We start from the raw sequence: 16,201 nt of genomic DNA, 5'->3' as shown, positions 1-16,201 counted from the left end.
CACAATTAATGCTTATTTTGTCTGAGGGTTGGTTTTTCTAATGGCTAAGGAAAAGATCGGGTTGCCGCCTCTGGACTGGCTGCGGGTGTTCGAGGCGGCTGGTCGACTGGGCGGTTTCTCGGCCGCTGCACGTGAGTTCGGTTTGACGCAGGCCGCGGTCAGCCAGAGGATTGGCAACCTTGAGGCCTGGCTAGGGCGTACGCTTTTTGTGCGCGAGGCGCGGGGCGTGTCGCTGACCATCGAAGGCGAAAGCTATCTGCCGCTGGTGCAGGACAGCCTGCAGGCGCTGGAACGCAACACCGAAGACCTGTTCGGTAAATCCCCCCGAGAGCTACGGGTCGCGGGGCTTTCTTCCCATATCCATGCGCTGGTTTTGCCGGCCTTGCCAGCCTTTCTGACCATGCGGCCCAAGGTGCGGGTGATGACGGATTCGGTGACACGCAGAACGTCGCTAGAGGAGGAGCGGACATGGCTGCAAATCCGTTACGGTCGTGGTGTCTGGCCGGGGCGCAAGGCCAAGCTGATCGCGTCCGAGGTGCTGGCTCCGATGGCCGCGCCGGGTGTGTCCTGGGGCGCGCCGGTGATTGATCTGCGGGGCGAGCGGCCCGGCTGGCAGGACTGGGCGCAGGGCGCGGGGATCAAGGACCTGCCGCAAGGCCAGATCAGCTTTGATTCCGTCGGGCATGCGATGAAGGCGGCGCGGCAGGGATTGGGGGTTGTTCTGGGCTCGGTGCCCCTCGCTGCAGAAAGCCTACAGTCGGGGCGTTTGCGCAGGCTGGACCTGCCAGAGCTGAGGACCAAGGATGGCTATTGGCTGACATGGCCCGAGGATCGGGCCAAATCGAAAAAGCAGCGCGCGTTGTTGGATGATTTCCTGCAAGCGCTGCGGGGATGAGCCATCAAAAATCGATGGCGATGCCCTTTTTCTCCCAATCGCCATAGCGCGCCGGGTCTGGTCCTTCACGTCCGCCCAGCTCTTTCGGCATGTCTTTTGCCTCGGCTTCGGCCTTGCGGCGGCGCTCGGCGGCCTCGGCCAGTGCGCGCTGGGCTGCGGGCGGCAGATCTTTGGTATCGTCACTCATGACATCGGGTTCCTTTCCGGTCACGGCCTTGATATACGCCACCGTCCGCCAAAGGCAATGCGGACGACAAGCACATCAAAAGGCGGTTCCATGTCCGACAATGCAACAGCGGCGCGACGCAGCGCGATCCTTCTGCTGGATCAGATTTTGGGCGAGGGGCGGCTTTTGTCCGAATGTCTGGCCGCAGGCGCGCTGGACCGGTTAGCCCCGGAAGACCGGGCGCGGGCGCAACGCCTGACACTGGAAACCCTGCGCGGGCTCGAACGCGCGGACCGGCTGCTCGACAACCACCTCAATCGCACCCCGGCGCTGACCGTCCACAATGCATTGCGTCTGGGCGCGGTCGAACTTTGTCACGGCGAGGCCGCCCATGGTGTAGTGAATTCCATGGTCGAGATTGTTGCCCGCTCACGCAAGCATGGGCGTCTCAAGGGATTGGTGAATGCAGTGCTGCGCAAGGTGGCCGCCGAAGGGCCAGACGCTTGGCCCAAGATGCGCGTGCCGCGTCTGCCGGACTGGCTGCGTGATCCGCTGGTCATGGCCTGGGGGGCAGAGGCCGTTGCTGGTATGGAGCAAGCGCATTTCGCAGCCGCCCCACTGGATCTGACGGCCAAACCGGGGGCGGATGCGCCGGGTCAGGCCCTGCCGACCGGGTCAATGCGCGTGCAAGATGCGGGGCAGGTTTCGGCTTTGCCGGGCTACAATTCGGGCGATTGGTGGGTGCAGGATGCGGCGGCGGCGATGCCTGTGCGCGTGCTGGCCCCGCAGGCCGGTGAGAAAATCCTCGACCTTTGCGCCGCACCGGGGGGCAAGACGCTGCAACTGGCCGCTGCTGGCGCCGAGGTGACGGCACTGGATATATCGGAGCAGCGGTTGGAGCGGGTGCGCGAAAACCTCACGCGCACCGGGTTGGAGGCAACTGTCATCGCAGGCGACGCGCTGGACCATCAGGGTCAATATGATGCGATCCTGCTGGATGCGCCCTGTTCGGCGACCGGTACGATCCGCCGTCACCCGGATCTGCCCTTTGCCAAGGATGGCTCGGAATTCGGCGGTCTGATCGAGTTGCAGACGCAGATGCTGGCCCATGCCTGGAGCCTGCTCAAGCCAGGCGGGCGGTTGGTCTATTGCACCTGCTCTTTGCTACCTGACGAGGGCGAGGTGCAGGTCGAAGAGGCGCTGGACATGTACCCGGACATGGCGGTGGATCGCGACGCGTTGAAGCGCGACGGTGTCGAACAGGACTGGATCACCGAGGAAGGCGGCCTGCGTTTGCGGCCCGATTATTGGCCTGATCGCGGCGGGATGGATGGATTCTACATCGCCTGTCTGAACAAATCCGCCTGAGCGCATGCTTTTCGATGACTTGACGATCGGCGCGGTCTATCGTTGGGTCTCAAGCGCCAGCAGAGCGCAAGAGGCAGAGTAACGAGCGTCATGTCAGATACGGACACCATGACCAGCCGATGGATGCGGTTCCAGAACCGTCTCTATGCGCGCCTGAGCCAACGGCAAAAGGCGGTCACGGGGTTTGTCACGCAGCCTGAACCGCGCACCGTCGGGTCTTTTGCCCGTGGTCGTCAGCTGGTGGCGGGCAATCTGCTGTTTTCCGGATATCTCGTCGAGGCACAGGATACTGGCCTGTGGGAGGTCACAGCCCCCAGTCTGGGCTTTGACGACGAGAGACACGGCTTTGCCTGGCTGGATGATCTGGCGGCAGTCGGCGATATGCGGGCGCGAGACAAGGCGCAGCGCTGGGTCTGGGGCTGGATCGAGGCGCATGGGCGCGGGCAAGGGCCCGGGTGGGTTCCCGATCTGACCGGACGGCGTGTCATGCGCTGGATCAATCACGCGTCTTTCTTGCTGCGCGGCGCAGACGAGGCGCAGAGCAAATTGTTTTTCCGGTCTCTCGCGCAACAAACATGGTTTCTGTCTAAACGCGCGCATGCCGCAACGCCGGGATTGCCGAGATTTGAGGCACTGGCCGGTCTGGTCCAGGCTGGATTGGCCTTGCAGGGGCTGGAGGGGATGGCCGATCCAGCCCTGCGTGCGCTGGCGCGCGAATGCGAACGGCAGGTCGACAAACAGGGCGGCATCCCAACGCGCAACCCTGAAGAGCTGCTTGAGGTGTTTACGCTGCTCGGCTGGACGTCCGCCGCTCTCAGCGATCTTGGGCGCGGCACGCCGGTGGCGCAGGCCGCAGCGATCAAGCGGATCGCGCCTACATTGCGCAGTTTGCGCCATGCGGATGGCGCTCTGGCCCGGTTCCATGGCGGCGGGCGTGGGATCGAAGGCCGTTTGGAACAAGCGCTGGCTCAAAGCGGGGTCAAGCACAAGGCGGCAACGGAATTGCCCATGGGTTTTGCCCGGCTCTCTGCCGCCCGCACGACGGTGATTGTGGATGCCAGCCCTCCGCCCGTTGGCGCGGCCTCGTTGAACGCGCATGCCTCAACCACGGCGTTCGAGCTGACCTCGGGCCGGCGTCCGCTGATCGTGAATTGCGGCTCAGGGGCCAGTTTTGGGCTGGATTGGCGTCGGGCGGGACGGGCCACGCCGTCTCATTCCACGCTCTGTCTGGATGGATATTCCAGCGCGCGTCTCGCCAAACCTGTGACGGGTAGCGAGCGGCAGGCGCTGGTGGATGCGCCGCAAGACGTTCCCGTGGATTTCGAGGACGCGTTCGAGGGCATCCGCTTTATGGTTGGCAACGATGGCTATACCAAGGTTTTCGGCCTGACCCACGCCCGCACGTTCGAGCTGCGCTTTGACGGGCGTGAGCTGACGGGCGAGGATATCCTGCTGACCACAAGCGAAAAATCCAAGCGGCAGTTTGACAAGGCGATGGATGCCTCGGGCCTTGCAGGTGTCGGGTTCGACATCCGGTTCCACCTGCACCCGGATGTGGATGCGGCCGTGGATTTGGGCGGCTCCGCAGTGTCGATGGCACTCAAAAGTGGCGAGATCTGGGTTTTCCGCCATGATGGCGTGGGAAAATTATCCGTCGAGCCAAGCGTTTACCTTGAAAAAGGGCGTTTAAAGCCGCGCGCGACAAAACAGATCGTTCTATCTGGCCGCGCAATGGAGTATGCGACGCGCATCCAGTGGACGTTGAGCAAGGCGCAGGATACAGCCTATGCCGTGCGCGACATGCACCGGGACGAACCCGAATTCGACTGACGCCAAAAGGACCTTTGGACCCATGACCGACCTTCACCCCGTGCGCCGCGCGTTGCTTTCCGTTTCCGACAAGACCGGGCTGATCGAGCTGGGAAAGGCGCTGGCCGAGCGCGGGATCGAATTGCTGTCCACTGGTGGAACCGCCAAGGCACTGCGTGATGCGGGGCTTGAGGTTCGGGACGTCAGCGAGATCACCGGCTTCCCCGAGATGATGGATGGCCGTGTGAAAACGCTGCACCCGATGGTGCATGGCGGCCTTCTGGCGCTGCGCGACAATGACAGTCACGTCGCGGCCATGGATGAACATGGAATTGGTGCGATCGACCTGCTGGTCGTGAACCTCTACCCTTTCGAGGCGACCGTGGCCAAAGGGGCCGACTATGACACCTGCATAGAGAATATTGATATCGGCGGTCCGGCGATGATCCGCGCGGCGTCCAAGAACCATGCTTTTGTGAATGTGGTTGTGGATGTCGAAGACTATTCATCGCTGCTTGACCAGTTGGAAGAGAACTATGGCAAGACGTCCTATGGCTTCCGCCAATGGCTGGCGCAAAAGGCTTATGCCCGCACAGCGGCCTATGACACAGCTGTTTCGAACTGGATGGCTGATGCCCTGCAGTTGGAGGCCCCCAAGCGCCGTGCCTTTGCCGGTGAGCTGAAACAGACCCTGCGCTATGGCGAGAACAGCCACCAGCAGGCGGCGTTTTATACCGATGGCACCAACCGCCCCGGCGTGGCGACCGCCCTGCAGCATCAGGGCAAGGAACTGAGCTACAACAACATCAACGACACTGACGCAGCCTTTGAGCTGGTTGCCGAGTTCAACCCTGCCGACACTGCCGCCTGCGCGATTATCAAACACGCCAACCCTTGCGGTGTCGCGACAGGCGCGAGTCTGCTGGACGCGTATAAATCGGCTTTCGATTGCGACCGGACCTCGGCCTTTGGCGGGATTGTTGCGCTCAACCAGCCTCTGGACGCGGAGACAGCGCAGGAAATCACCGGCATCTTCACCGAGGTCGTCATTGCCCCCGGTGCCTCGGATGAGGCCAAGGAGATCTTTGCCGCCAAGAAGAACCTGCGCCTGTTGACGACCGAGGGTCTGCCGGACGTAACCGCCGGTGGCAAAACCGTGCGTCAGGTGGCCGGTGGCCTTCTGGTCCAAGACAAGGATAACGGCTTTGTCGGCATGGATGACCTGAGAGTGGTCACCAAGAAAGCTCCGACCGACGAACAGATGCGAGACCTTCTGTTTGCGTGGAAAGTCGCCAAACACGTCAAATCCAACGCTATCGTCTACGTTAAGGACGGGGCGACCGTCGGGGTTGGCGCAGGCCAGATGAGCCGCGTCGACTCGGCGCTGATTGCGGCCAAGAAAGCCGAACGCATGGCTGATGTGCTTGGACTGCCGCAGCCGCTGACCATCGGCTCAGCCGTAGCCTCGGATGCGTTCTTTCCCTTCCCTGACGGTCTGATGGAAGCCGCCGAGGCCGGTGCCACTTGTGTGATCCAGCCCGGCGGCTCGATGCGCGATGACGAAGTGATCGCGGCGGCGGATGAGGCCGGTCTGGCCATGGTCTTCACCGGCATGCGCCACTTCCGCCACTGATGCGCAGCCGTCTTCTGCTCTGGGCTGCACTCACGGCCTTTCTGATCGACCAGATCAGCAAATATCTGGTCGTTCACGTGATGCGCGTGGCCGAGGGCAATATCGAGGTGCTGCCGCCGCTGCTTGTTTTCAAATATGGCGAGAATCGCGGGATCAACTTTGGCCTGTTTCAGGGGAATTCCGACGCCGCGCGTTGGGTTCTGATTGGTATCTCGGTTGCCGTCTGCATCGCTGTAGCGATCTGGCTGTGGCGGTCGGCCCCAACCAAAGTGATGCTGCTGAGCGGTGGGCTGCTGATTGGCGGAGCGCTGGGCAATGTGGTTGACCGGGTGCTGTATGGCTATGTTCTGGATTTCCTGAACATGTCCTGTTGTGGCATCAACAATCCCTTCGTGTTCAATCTGGCCGATGTGTTCATCTTTGCCGGCGCCATCGGACTTGTGTTGTTCGACAATAAAAAGGCCTCGTGACGCGCCCGAAGAGATGCGTTAAAAGCACCTGAAACAGGTTGGAGACTCTGATGCGGTTGTCGCGCGCCCTACTTGCCATGATCCTTGGTGCAGCCGTTGCAGGTTGCAACAACCCCGGCCTGCGCGATCTTGACCCTCCGGGGGAAGGGCCGGATGAGTTCTCCGTGCTGCCGGTCAAACCTCTGACCCAGCCGAAAGACTATGCGTTTCTGCCAGCCCCCACACCGGGCGGTGGCAACCTGACGGATCCGAACCCGAACGCAGACGCCGTAGTGGCCCTTGGGGGCAACGCGTCGGCGCTGAACCCGAATGCGGCGATCCCATCGTCAGATGCCGCGCTTGTAACTGCCTCAAGCCGTTATGGCGTTCCGGCAAACGCGCGCGCCGTGGTCGAGGCTGATGATGAAGCCTTCCGCAAGCGCCGTGGCCGTTGGACCGGTCTGCGCCTGTTCCCGGTCGATCGCTACCAGCAGGTTTACGAACGTCAGTCGATCGATCCCTTTGTCGAGACCGATGCAGCCCGTCGTATTGGTGTAGAGACTCCGTCTTCACCTCCGAATGAATAATTCTTTAACTTTCTGTCATCTCCCTTGATCCCGCCGGGCTCCACCGTAGTTTGAAGTCTAGAAACGAAACGGAGGATGCCCCATGGTTCGGGCTTTGGCACTATCTGCCGCCCTGATTGCAGCCACCCCGGTCCTTGCCGAGGACGGGAAAGAGGCGGTCACGACCTTCACTTTGGACAACGGCATGGATGTCGTCGTGGTCGAGGATCACCGCGCGCCGGTCGTGCAGCACATGGTCTGGTATCGCGCCGGATCGGCAGATGAGCCGATCGGGTCGTCCGGCGTGGCGCATTTCCTCGAACATCTGCTGTTCAAGGGCACCGATACTCTGGCACCGGGCGAGTTCTCGGCCACGGTTGCGGCCAATGGGGGCAATGACAACGCTTTTACCTCCTATGACTACACGGCCTATTTCCAGCGCGTCGCGGCCGACCGACTGGAGCTGATGATGCAGATGGAGTCGGACCGGATGCGGAATATTCGCTTGTCCGAAGACGATATTGCCACCGAACGCGACGTGATTCTGGAAGAACGGAACCAGCGCACTGACAACAACCCGCGCGCGCTGTTTGGCGAGCAGATGAACGCGGCGCAATACCTCAACCACCGCTATGGCGTCCCGATCATCGGCTGGCGGCATGAGATGGAGACGCTGGACATGGAGGACGCGCTCTCCTTCTACCAGACGCACTACGCCCCCAATAACGCCATCCTTGTCGTGACCGGAGATGTCGACCCGGACGAGGTGCGTAGTCTTGCGGATCAGTATTACGGTGTGATCCCGGCCAATCTGGATCTGCCGGAACGCGTCCGCTCGCAGGAGCCTCCGCAAACCGCGGAACGTCGCCTGACCTACAAAGACCCGCGTGTGTCGCAGCCCTATGTGCAGCGCAGCTATCTGGCCCCGGAACGCGATCCGGGCGCACAGGAGAAAGCGGCAGCCCTATTTCTGTTGGCCGAGCTTCTTGGGGGCGGCACGACCTCATATCTGAACGAGAAACTGCAATTCGAAGATCAGGTCGTTACCTATGCAGGCGCGTTCTACCGAGGCGTCTCGTTGGATGATACCACCTTTGACCTTTTGGTTGTTCCGGCCGAAGGCGTCTCGCTGCAAGAGGCCGAGGATGCCATGGATCGGGTCGTGGCGGAGTTCATCGTCGAGGGCGTGAACGAAGAAGATCTTGACCGGATCAAGATGCAACTGCGCGCCTCGCAGACCTACGCCCGCGACAATGTAGACGGCATCGGCAACCGCTATGGTCGAGCCCTGACCAGCGGATTGACGGTTGAGGATGTACAGGCCTGGCCCGACGTCCTGCAGGCCGTGACCGGGGATGAAATCATCGCCGCCGCCCGCGAGGTTCTGCAACTGGAAAGCTCGGTCACCGGCTGGCTGATGAAGGATGATGAGGTGACCCAATGAAACGCATCTTTGCAACCCTGATCGCCTTTGTCATCGCGCTGCCCGCATGGGCCGAGATTGAGATTGAGGAGGTCACCTCTCCCGGTGGAATCACCGCATGGTTGGTCGAGGATCACTCGATCCCCTTCGCAGCGCTCGAGCTGCGCTTTCGCGGTGGTACCTCGCTGGATGACCCGGACAAGCGCGGCGCGGTTTACCTGATGAGTGGCCTGATCGAAGAGGGCGCGGGTGATATGGACGCCCGCACCTATGCGCGCGAGTTGGAGTCGCTGGCCGCCTCATTCACCTATAATGCCGGGGACGACTCGGTTTCGATCTCCGCCCGCTTCCTGACCGAAAACCGGGACGAGGTGATTGATCTGCTGCGAACAACCTTGCTTGAGCCGCGCTTTGATGAAGACGCGGTGGAACGTGTGAAGGCGCAGATCCTGTCCGGCCTGCGCTCGGACCAGACCGATCCGAACGATATAGCCGGTCGCAGCTTTGCCGCTATGGCCTATGGCGATCATCCCTACGGGTCCGAGGGCAAAGGCACACTTGAAACCGTGGCAGCCTTGACGCGCGACGATGTAGTCACCGCTTATGAGAGCGTATTTGCTAAGGATCGCCTCTACGTTGGCGCTGTCGGCGACATCACAGCCGAGGAACTGGGCGTGCTGCTGGATACCCTGCTGCTGGACCTGCCCGAGACTGGCAAACCGATCCCGGAAAAAGCCGAGGTTCAGATCGAGGGTGGCGTAAGCGTGGTCGAATTCGACACGCCGCAATCCGTGGCGCTGTTCTCGCAGAAAGGGATCGACCGTGATGATCCTGATTTCTTCGCGGCTTTTGTCCTGAACCACATCCTTGGCGGCGGCGGTTTCGAAAGCCGCCTGATGCAAGAGGTGCGCGAAAAGCGCGGCCTGACCTACGGCGTCTATTCCTATCTGGCGCCCAAGGACCTGGCCTCGGTCTATTTGGGTTCAGTTTCTTCCTCCAACGATCGCATCGCTGAAGCCGTCGAGGTTATCCGCGACGAATGGGCCCGGGCGGCGTCCGAGGGTGTGACCCAGAAGGAGTTGGACGACGCCAAGACCTATCTGACCGGCGCCTATCCGCTTCGGTTTGATGGCAACGGCCGTATTGCCGGGATCATGGTCGGGATGCAGATGCAGGGTCTGCCAATCGACTATATCGCGACTCGCAACGACAAGGTGAATGCGGTGACGCTGGATGAGATCAATCGCGTCGCGTCTGAACTGCTGGACCCAGAGGGCCTGCACTTCACCATTGTCGGAAAACCGGAAGGGGTGGACGGCTGACACCGTCCCCCCACGCTGAGGGCAGGATACCTATTGATAACGAGCGATGCGCCGCTTACCGGATCGGCAACTCTCCGCCTTAACTTACCGTTAACGCGTCTTGGCCATACTTTAGCCAGAAATGTCGAGAATTCTGTGATAATCGGAGTATGAGATGAGATTCCCTTGGTCCTCATCTCTTGTCACAGCTTGGGATGGATAGTGACGCTATGGTAGTTGCGATTATGGGATTGGGCACAGTTGCAGGGTTGCTGACCTTTGCGGCAGCTTTGATTCTAGGCCAATCCCTGCTCAGCGCCTTTGCACTTTACGTGGTGGCCGGCGTCCTGACCTCGCTGCTGGTCGCCGCAGGGATCTATTTCAGAAGCTCTTGAGCTAGCTGTAGCCGAAACAAAGCCCCGCGGCTGAACATTCAGCCTTCAAGCTTTAGCCCTCTTTCGCCGCCCGCAGCATCTGACCCATCATCTGGCCAAACTTACCCGAGCCGCGCTGATACAAGGCTCCATCAACGGCCATGACTGTGCCGCTGATATAGCTGGCCATATCAGAGCTGAGGAACAGGCAGGCATTGGCCACGTCCTTCGGTTGTCCCCAACGGCCCAATGGAACGTCCTTACGCAGCGCTTCGCCCGCATCGGGTGTTGGCGCAAGGCGTTTGGCCCCTTCGGTGCCCTCGATGAAACCAGGCACAACCGAGTTCACACGGATGCCTTCGACGCCCCATTCCATGGACAGTGTTCGGGTGATCTGATCAACACCCGCCTTGGCCGCGCAGACATGAGCCTGCCCTTCATAAGGCAGATAGGATTGCGGGGCCGAGATGTTGATGATGCTGCCACCAGGCCGTTTGAGGTAAGGGTAGGCCCCTTTCAGAACATGAACGGTGCCCATCAGGTCGATGTCGACAACTGTCTTGAATGCATTGACGGACATCTCGGACATCAGCGCCGGGAAATTCCCCGCCGCACCTGACACCAGCACGTCGAAATCACCAAACGCATCATGGAACTGTTTCAACCCCGCCGCCACGGCGTCCGGATCGCGCACGTCAAACGCCGCACCGATGGCCTCTGCCGCGCCTGCCGCTTTCAGCGCAGCGACGGTATCATCCACTTTTTCTTGTGAGCGGCTGGCAACCGCCAACCTCGCGCCCGAGGCCGCAAAGGCCTCGGCAATGCCCCGGTTAATACCGCTGGTGCCGCCAATGACGATGACGGTTTTGTTTGCAAAGTCCATGTGGGCCTCCCGTGATGCGGGAGCCCTACTCGCCGTAGGGCACCCAGATGTTTTTCACTTCGGTCGCAGCCTGAAGGAAGCGGCGGGAATGGTCCATGCTCCAATCAAATGCCGTCGCGTTATTGACCCAGGTCCGTTTCAGGTTCCCGGCTGAGACAACCTCAATCTCTTTCGACAGATCCGTCGATGAGAAAGACCAGACCGCATCCACGTTCAGGTGCGAGGCCAGCGGCTTCGCCAGTTCCGCATGGCTGCCGGTCAGGATATTGACCACACCTGCGGGCACGTCCGATGTTTCGAGAATCTGATAGAAATCCGTCGCCGCCAGCGGATACGGCTCGGATGCGGCCAGTACGACCTGGTTGCCCATGGCGATCGCAGGCGCCATGGCCGAGACCAGCCCAAGCAGAGGGGCCTCATCCGCGCAGAGCGCGCCGATCACGCCAACGGGTTCTTTCATGGCGATTGCCACGCCCCGGATCGGAACGCCATGCACCTGACCGTCATATTTGTCGGCCCAGGCAGCTGCGGTGAACAGGCGCTGGATCGAGGCTTCGACCTCTTTCACGCCGTCTTTCTTGCCGGTCATGGCGTCGATACGGGCGGCGAACTCACCCGCGCGGGCCGAGAGGTTCTCGCCGATATAGTACAATATCTGTGCCCGCAGATGGCCGGTGGTCTTGGACCAGCCTTTCGCGCCAGCGGCGGCCTCAACCGCGTTGCGGACGTCCTTGCGGTTGGCAAGACCTACATGACCCAAAAGACCGGACTTACCCCAAACAGGCTTGGAGTACCCCCCGTCGGGCCGCGCCTGCTTGCCACCCACATACATCTTGGCGGTGCGGTCGATGGGATCTACCGGAGCACCTTCGCCCATGGTCGCCACGACTTTTGCCAGCGGCTTGGCCTTGCCTTTGGGCTTGGTGTAGGCCGTCAGCCCCTCCCAACCGCCTTCACGGCCAAAACCACTTTCGCGCACTCCGCCGAACCCGGCTGCGGCGTCGAACAGGTTGGTGGCGTTGACCCAGACCACGCCCGCAACCAGCTTGGGCGCGATATCCAGCGCGAGGTTCACATTCTCGGTCCAGACCGTAGCGGCCAGGCCGTAGCGGGTGTTGTTGGCCAGTTCTACGGCCTCAGCTGGGGTGCGGAAGGTCGAGGAGACCAGAACCGGGCCAAAAATCTCCTCCTGCATCAGAGGGTCCGAGGTCTCGAGCCCCGAGATCAGCGTCGGAGGGTAGTAGCAGCCGTTTTCCGGCAGCTCACAGGCGGCCTGATGGACATGGCCTGCGGTGTTGCTGTCGACCATGGATTTGATCGTCTGCAGCTGAACCGGGTCCACAACCGCGCCGACGTCGATGCATTTGTCCAGCGGATCACCGATGCGCAAGCCGTCCATCCGGGTGCGCAGCTTGTCGTGGAAGCGGTCGGCAATGCCCTCCTGCACCAGCAGACGGGACCCTGCACAGCAAACCTGCCCCTGATTGAACCAGATCGCATCTACCAGCCCCTCGATCGCACTGTCGATGTCAGCGTCGTCGAAGACGATATAGGCGGACTTGCCTCCCAGCTCCAAGGTCAGTTCCTTGCCCGAACCCGCAGTCGCCTCGCGGATACGCCGCCCCACAACGGTCGAGCCGGTAAACGCGATCTTGTCCACGTCCGCGTTTACGATCATCTCACCCACCGCGCCGTCTCCGGTCACGATATTGACGACGCCTTTGGGTAGCCCGGCCTGTGAGCAGATATCAGCGAACAGCAGCGCGGTCAGCGAGGTATATTCGGCCGGTTTCAACACCACCGTATTCCCCATCGCAAGCGCGGGCGCAATCTTCCAGGCCAGCATCAGCAAAGGGAAGTTCCACGGGATGATCTGCCCGCATACGCCCAAGGCCTCTGCATCGGGCAACTCGCTCTCCATCAATTGCGCCATACCGGCGTGATAGTAGAAGTGGCGTTGCGCCAGAGGGATGTCGATGTCACGCGATTCACGGATCGGCTTGCCGTTATCCATGCTCTCCAGCACGGCGAACAGGCGCGAATGTTTCTGCAACAGCCGCGCAATGGCATAGAGATACCGCGCCCGGCCTGCGCCGCCCAGTTTCTCCCACTTGGGTTGCGCCTTGCGGGCAGCCGCGACGGCCGCGTCCACATCAGCTTGCTTGGCCTGGGTCAGCTTGGCCAAAACCTCTCCGGTCGCTGGGTTGCGGCTTTCGAACCCTTTGCCCGGTTTGGTGAAACTCCCGTCGATATAGTGACCGAACTTGTCGCCCTGATCGACCAGCCAGGCCAAAGCTTCTGCTGCGCTTTCAGGGGCGGGGCCATAGTCCATGGTCTCGAAGATTTCTTTGACTGTCATTGTGCTTTTCCTCAGCCCATGGAGTGGCGATAATCGGCGGAATACGCGCCCGTCACATAATGTTCCAACTGCCGTTCGATATCGCCCAGCAGTGATGAGGCGCCAAAGCGGAACAGGTCCGGCTCCAGCCAGCGGTCGCCCAGCTCATCCTTGATTAGCGACAGGTAGACCAAGGCATCCTTGGCCTTGGAAATGCCGCCCGCAGGCTTGTACCCGACACGATATCCGGTGCGGTCATAGTAGTCGCGAATCGCGCGGATCATCACCAGCGATACGGGCAGAGTAGCGTTGACGCTTTCCTTCCCGGTTGAGGTTTTGATGAAATCCGCCCCCGCCATCATGCAGACCAGCGAGGCGCGCGCGACGTTGCGCAGGCTGCCCAGCTCTCCGGTCGCCAGAATGGCTTTGACATGCGCATCGCCGCAGGCCACGCGGAACGCCTTCATCTCGTCATACAAAGCCTGCCAATCGCCCGACAGCACGTGACGGCGTGAGATGACAATGTCGATCTCTTCCGCTCCGGCTTTCACGCTTTCTTCTATCTCGGCCACGCGCAGATGGAACGGCGACAAGCCCGCCGGAAACCCGGTGGAGACGGCAGCCACGGGTATCCCAGTGCCTTTCAAAGCGGCAACGGCAGTCTCGATCATGTCGTGATAGACGCAGACGGCCCCTGTGGTGATTGCGGGCATATCCAGCGCTTGCAAAGTTGCTGGCGCAACCGGTTGCCGCGCTTTAGCGCACAAACGGCGCACGCGTCCCACCGTGTCGTCACCTGACAGTGTGGTGAGGTCGATCATGGTGACCGCCTTCAGCAGCCACGCAGCCTGATGTTCCTTCTTCACCGACCGCCGACCGGGCAGGGTCGTGGCCCGGCGCTCGATCGCCGAGGTATTGGCCTGCACGGCGCGGACCCAATCCAGATCAAGATCCATTCCGGGGTTTCTGGGTTCGGTGACTTGCGGCAGATGCGCGGTGCGCACGGGGCTGTCTGAGCGCTGCGGTTCCATTCTCACATCCTTTGGGAGGTTTGCGCCAAAATCGCACGGCTTGGCAGTAAATGGAAGGCAGCAGAGCGGCCTTGCGGTATTTTTTTGACCATTTGGACAAATAAAATGGGATTTTGTTGCGACTAATTCGCAATAGCATTGACTTAGTTGCGAGTCGTTCTCATATTTAATCGCAACAGGGTCCGAATTCCGGAGATCAACTATGATTCGTCGCAGTTTCCTTGCTGCTATAGCTATCGCTAGCGCCATGCCGCTTGCTGCATGGGCGCAGGCGCCGCTGAAAGTCGTGGCTACGACCGGCATGATTGCCGACGCCGTGCGACAGGTCGGTGGCGATCAGGTCGAGGTAAAGGGCCTCATGGGCCCCGGTGTCGATCCGCATGCCTACCGTCAGACCCGCAGCGATATCGTCGCCATGACCCGCGCGGATCTGGTGCTGTGGCACGGTCTCTACCTTGAGGCGCAGATGGAAGATTTCTTTGAAGACCTCGGCCGCAAGCAAACCGTGGTTGCCGTGGCCGAAAGCGTCGATAAATCGAAGCTGCGCGCGCATGATGACTATGCCGACAAATATGACCCGCATATCTGGATGAGTCCGGCCCTTTGGGCTGATGTGGTCACCAAGGTCCAAGAGACGCTAACCGCGGCCCGCCCCGAAGCTGCCGAGATTTTTGCCGCAAACGCACAGGCGCATCTGGTCGAGCTGGACGCCCTGACAGCCTATGCAGAACAGGCCCTGACCGCAGTGCCCGAAGACAGCCGCGTGCTGCTGACCGCTCACGACGCCTTTGGCTATTTCGGCGCGGCTTATGGCTATGAGGTGATGGGCGTTCAGGGCATCTCGACCCAGTCCGAGGCCGGTCTGAACCGGATCGGAGAATTGGTCGACACTTTGGTCGACCGCCAGTTGACGGCCGTGTTCGTAGAAAGCTCGGTGTCGGATCGGTCTATGCGCGCGCTGATCGAAGGCGCGGCGGCCAAGGGGCACAAAGTCTCGGTCGGGGGTGAGCTGTATTCCGATGCCATGGGCGAGCCAGGTACCTATGAGGGCACCTATGTCGGCATGCTGGATCACAATATCACCGTGATCGCAGGGGCCTTGGGGGCGGATGTCCCCGATCAGGGGCTGAACGGCAAACTGTCTGCGGGGTTTTGAGTGATGCTAGAGCTTGCAGCGGTTCAGGGTGTTTCCGTCGAAGACCAAGGGATTGAGGCCAGCCCGCTGGCGGTGCGTGGTCTGACAGTCTCATACGGTCAGAAGCCTGCTGTATTCTCGGTGGATATGACAGTTCAGCCGGGGGCGATGACGGCGATTATCGGCCCGAACGGGGCAGGGAAATCAACACTCCTGAAAGCGGCGCTTGGGATCGTCACGCCCTTGTCCGGGCAGGTGACTGTATTTGGTCAACTGCTCGAGGAACAACGTGCCCGGATCGCCTATGTCCCGCAGCGCGCCAGTGTTGACTGGGATTTCCCGACCCGCGTTATTGACGTGGTCCTCATGGGCCTGTCGCGTCAACTGGGCCTGTTGGGCCGTGTCCGCGCGCGGCACAAAGCGGCTGCAATGGATTGCCTGAACCGCGTTGGCATGCGCGATTTTGCAGATCGTCAGATCGGCCAGCTGTCCGGCGGCCAGCAACAGCGGGTGTTCCTAGCCCGTGCCTTGGCGCAGGACGCCGATCTTTACCTGTTGGATGAGCCCTTCGCCGGTGTCGATGCGGCCACCGAAAAAGCCATCATCGCAGTGCTGAAATCGCTGAAGGAGGCGGGCAAGACCGTGGTAGTCGTCCATCACGATCTGGCCACGGTCACGGACTACTTTGATCATGTCTTCCTGATCAACACGCGCAAGATCGCCGAAGGCTCGGTGGCGCTGGCCTTTACCGCTGAAACCCTTCAGTCCGCATACGGAGGCCGCTTGGCCACCGCGCAAATCGACCAGATTTCGCGCGCGCTGGGGTAGGG

General features: G+C 61.1%; 15 protein-coding genes. 11 read left to right on the top strand and 4 right to left on the bottom strand.

What is annotated here, in order from left to right:
• Positions 1–40: 40 nt before the first annotated feature.
• Positions 41–895 carry a LysR family transcriptional regulator gene (locus ACRZ95_RS13040; protein ID WP_170679386.1) on the top strand — a complete coding sequence of 285 codons (855 nt, stop codon included), beginning with the start codon at positions 41–43 and terminating at the stop codon, positions 893–895.
• A 4-nt stretch (positions 896–899) separates the two neighbouring features.
• Here the strand turns inward: ACRZ95_RS13040 and ACRZ95_RS13035 are convergent, their stop codons facing one another.
• Positions 900–1,082: a DUF1674 domain-containing protein gene (locus tag ACRZ95_RS13035; protein WP_170482141.1), complete on the bottom strand. Its 183-nt coding sequence runs from the start codon at positions 1,080–1,082 to the stop codon at positions 900–902.
• A gap of 90 nt (positions 1,083–1,172) precedes the next feature.
• On the opposite strand from ACRZ95_RS13035, the gene ACRZ95_RS13030 reads away from it, so the two are divergent.
• From ACRZ95_RS13030 to ACRZ95_RS12995, 8 genes are all read left to right on the top strand, one after another.
• Positions 1,173–2,429 (top strand): transcription antitermination factor NusB, encoded by a 1,257-nt coding sequence (locus ACRZ95_RS13030; protein ID WP_170679384.1) that lies wholly within the window; start codon positions 1,173–1,175, stop codon positions 2,427–2,429.
• A gap of 90 nt (positions 2,430–2,519) precedes the next feature.
• Positions 2,520–4,259, top strand: a complete 1,740-nt coding sequence (locus tag ACRZ95_RS13025) for a heparinase II/III domain-containing protein (protein ID WP_170679382.1) — start codon at positions 2,520–2,522, stop codon at positions 4,257–4,259.
• Positions 4,260–4,281: 22 nt separating this feature from the next.
• A complete protein-coding gene (gene purH / locus ACRZ95_RS13020; protein ID WP_170679380.1) occupies positions 4,282–5,871 on the top strand; it encodes a bifunctional phosphoribosylaminoimidazolecarboxamide formyltransferase/IMP cyclohydrolase in 1,590 nt (529 codons plus the stop codon).
• Complete coding sequence (gene lspA, locus ACRZ95_RS13015; protein WP_170679378.1) at positions 5,871–6,341, top strand: signal peptidase II; 471 nt, start codon at positions 5,871–5,873, stop codon at positions 6,339–6,341. The genes purH and lspA overlap by 1 nt, the downstream gene beginning before the upstream one ends.
• A 50-nt stretch (positions 6,342–6,391) precedes the next feature.
• Positions 6,392–6,907, top strand: a complete 516-nt coding sequence (locus ACRZ95_RS13010) for a DUF3035 domain-containing protein (protein WP_170555488.1) — start codon at positions 6,392–6,394, stop codon at positions 6,905–6,907.
• Between the two features lie 82 nt (positions 6,908–6,989).
• On the top strand, positions 6,990–8,330 hold the full coding sequence (locus ACRZ95_RS13005) for a M16 family metallopeptidase (protein WP_170679376.1): 1,341 nt from the start codon (positions 6,990–6,992) through the stop codon (positions 8,328–8,330).
• Positions 8,327–9,631, top strand: a complete 1,305-nt coding sequence (locus ACRZ95_RS13000) for a M16 family metallopeptidase (RefSeq protein WP_170679374.1) — start codon at positions 8,327–8,329, stop codon at positions 9,629–9,631. The genes ACRZ95_RS13005 and ACRZ95_RS13000 overlap by 4 nt, the downstream gene beginning before the upstream one ends.
• A gap of 209 nt (positions 9,632–9,840) precedes the next feature.
• Positions 9,841–10,005: a hypothetical protein gene (locus tag ACRZ95_RS12995; protein ID WP_170379318.1), complete on the top strand. Its 165-nt coding sequence runs from the start codon at positions 9,841–9,843 to the stop codon at positions 10,003–10,005.
• A gap of 52 nt (positions 10,006–10,057) precedes the next feature.
• On the opposite strand, the gene ACRZ95_RS12990 is transcribed toward ACRZ95_RS12995, so the two are convergent.
• The 3 genes from ACRZ95_RS12990 to deoC are packed head-to-tail and all read right to left on the bottom strand — an operon-like array spanning position 10,058 to position 14,236.
• A complete protein-coding gene (locus ACRZ95_RS12990; RefSeq protein ID WP_170679372.1) occupies positions 10,058–10,867 on the bottom strand; it encodes an SDR family oxidoreductase in 810 nt (269 codons plus the stop codon).
• A 25-nt stretch (positions 10,868–10,892) separates the two neighbouring features.
• The gene (locus ACRZ95_RS12985; protein WP_170679370.1) at positions 10,893–13,226 is read right to left on the bottom strand and encodes an aldehyde dehydrogenase family protein; all 2,334 of its coding nucleotides are present in this window, start codon (positions 13,224–13,226) and stop codon (positions 10,893–10,895) included.
• Between the two features lie 11 nt (positions 13,227–13,237).
• Entirely contained in the window at positions 13,238–14,236 is a 999-nt protein-coding gene (gene deoC / locus ACRZ95_RS12980; protein WP_170679368.1) for a deoxyribose-phosphate aldolase, read from the bottom strand.
• A 202-nt stretch (positions 14,237–14,438) separates the two neighbouring features.
• Here deoC and ACRZ95_RS12975 point away from each other — a divergent pair, with 202 nt between their 5' ends.
• Together ACRZ95_RS12975 and ACRZ95_RS12970 are read left to right on the top strand one after the other, a co-directional pair.
• On the top strand, positions 14,439–15,392 hold the full coding sequence (locus ACRZ95_RS12975) for a metal ABC transporter solute-binding protein, Zn/Mn family (protein WP_170679366.1): 954 nt from the start codon (positions 14,439–14,441) through the stop codon (positions 15,390–15,392).
• A 3-nt stretch (positions 15,393–15,395) separates the two neighbouring features.
• Positions 15,396–16,199 (top strand): metal ABC transporter ATP-binding protein, encoded by an 804-nt coding sequence (locus ACRZ95_RS12970; protein WP_170679364.1) that lies wholly within the window; start codon positions 15,396–15,398, stop codon positions 16,197–16,199.
• Positions 16,200–16,201: the final 2 nt, after the last annotated feature.

Source organism: Ruegeria sp. AI3 (assembly GCF_056541245.1).
This window is presented reverse-complemented; position numbering and strand designations above follow the sequence as displayed.

Bases quoted from the DNA above. Each gene is read 5' to 3' on its own strand.
- ACRZ95_RS13040 (WP_170679386.1), top strand. From the start codon at position 41: ATGGCTAAGGAAAAGATCGGGTTGCCGCCTCTGGACTGGCTGCGGGTG.
- ACRZ95_RS13035 (WP_170482141.1), bottom strand. From the start codon at position 1,082: ATGAGTGACGATACCAAAGATCTGCCGCCCGCAGCCCAGCGCGCACTG.
- ACRZ95_RS13030 (WP_170679384.1), top strand. From the start codon at position 1,173: ATGTCCGACAATGCAACAGCGGCGCGACGCAGCGCGATCCTTCTGCTG.
- ACRZ95_RS13025 (WP_170679382.1), top strand. From the start codon at position 2,520: ATGTCAGATACGGACACCATGACCAGCCGATGGATGCGGTTCCAGAAC.
- purH (WP_170679380.1), top strand. From the start codon at position 4,282: ATGACCGACCTTCACCCCGTGCGCCGCGCGTTGCTTTCCGTTTCCGAC.
- lspA (WP_170679378.1), top strand. From the start codon at position 5,871: ATGCGCAGCCGTCTTCTGCTCTGGGCTGCACTCACGGCCTTTCTGATC.
- ACRZ95_RS13010 (WP_170555488.1), top strand. From the start codon at position 6,392: ATGCGGTTGTCGCGCGCCCTACTTGCCATGATCCTTGGTGCAGCCGTT.
- ACRZ95_RS13005 (WP_170679376.1), top strand. From the start codon at position 6,990: ATGGTTCGGGCTTTGGCACTATCTGCCGCCCTGATTGCAGCCACCCCG.
- ACRZ95_RS13000 (WP_170679374.1), top strand. From the start codon at position 8,327: ATGAAACGCATCTTTGCAACCCTGATCGCCTTTGTCATCGCGCTGCCC.
- ACRZ95_RS12995 (WP_170379318.1), top strand. From the start codon at position 9,841: ATGGTAGTTGCGATTATGGGATTGGGCACAGTTGCAGGGTTGCTGACC.
- ACRZ95_RS12990 (WP_170679372.1), bottom strand. From the start codon at position 10,867: ATGGACTTTGCAAACAAAACCGTCATCGTCATTGGCGGCACCAGCGGT.
- ACRZ95_RS12985 (WP_170679370.1), bottom strand. From the start codon at position 13,226: ATGACAGTCAAAGAAATCTTCGAGACCATGGACTATGGCCCCGCCCCT.
- deoC (WP_170679368.1), bottom strand. From the start codon at position 14,236: ATGGAACCGCAGCGCTCAGACAGCCCCGTGCGCACCGCGCATCTGCCG.
- ACRZ95_RS12975 (WP_170679366.1), top strand. From the start codon at position 14,439: ATGATTCGTCGCAGTTTCCTTGCTGCTATAGCTATCGCTAGCGCCATG.
- ACRZ95_RS12970 (WP_170679364.1), top strand. From the start codon at position 15,396: ATGCTAGAGCTTGCAGCGGTTCAGGGTGTTTCCGTCGAAGACCAAGGG.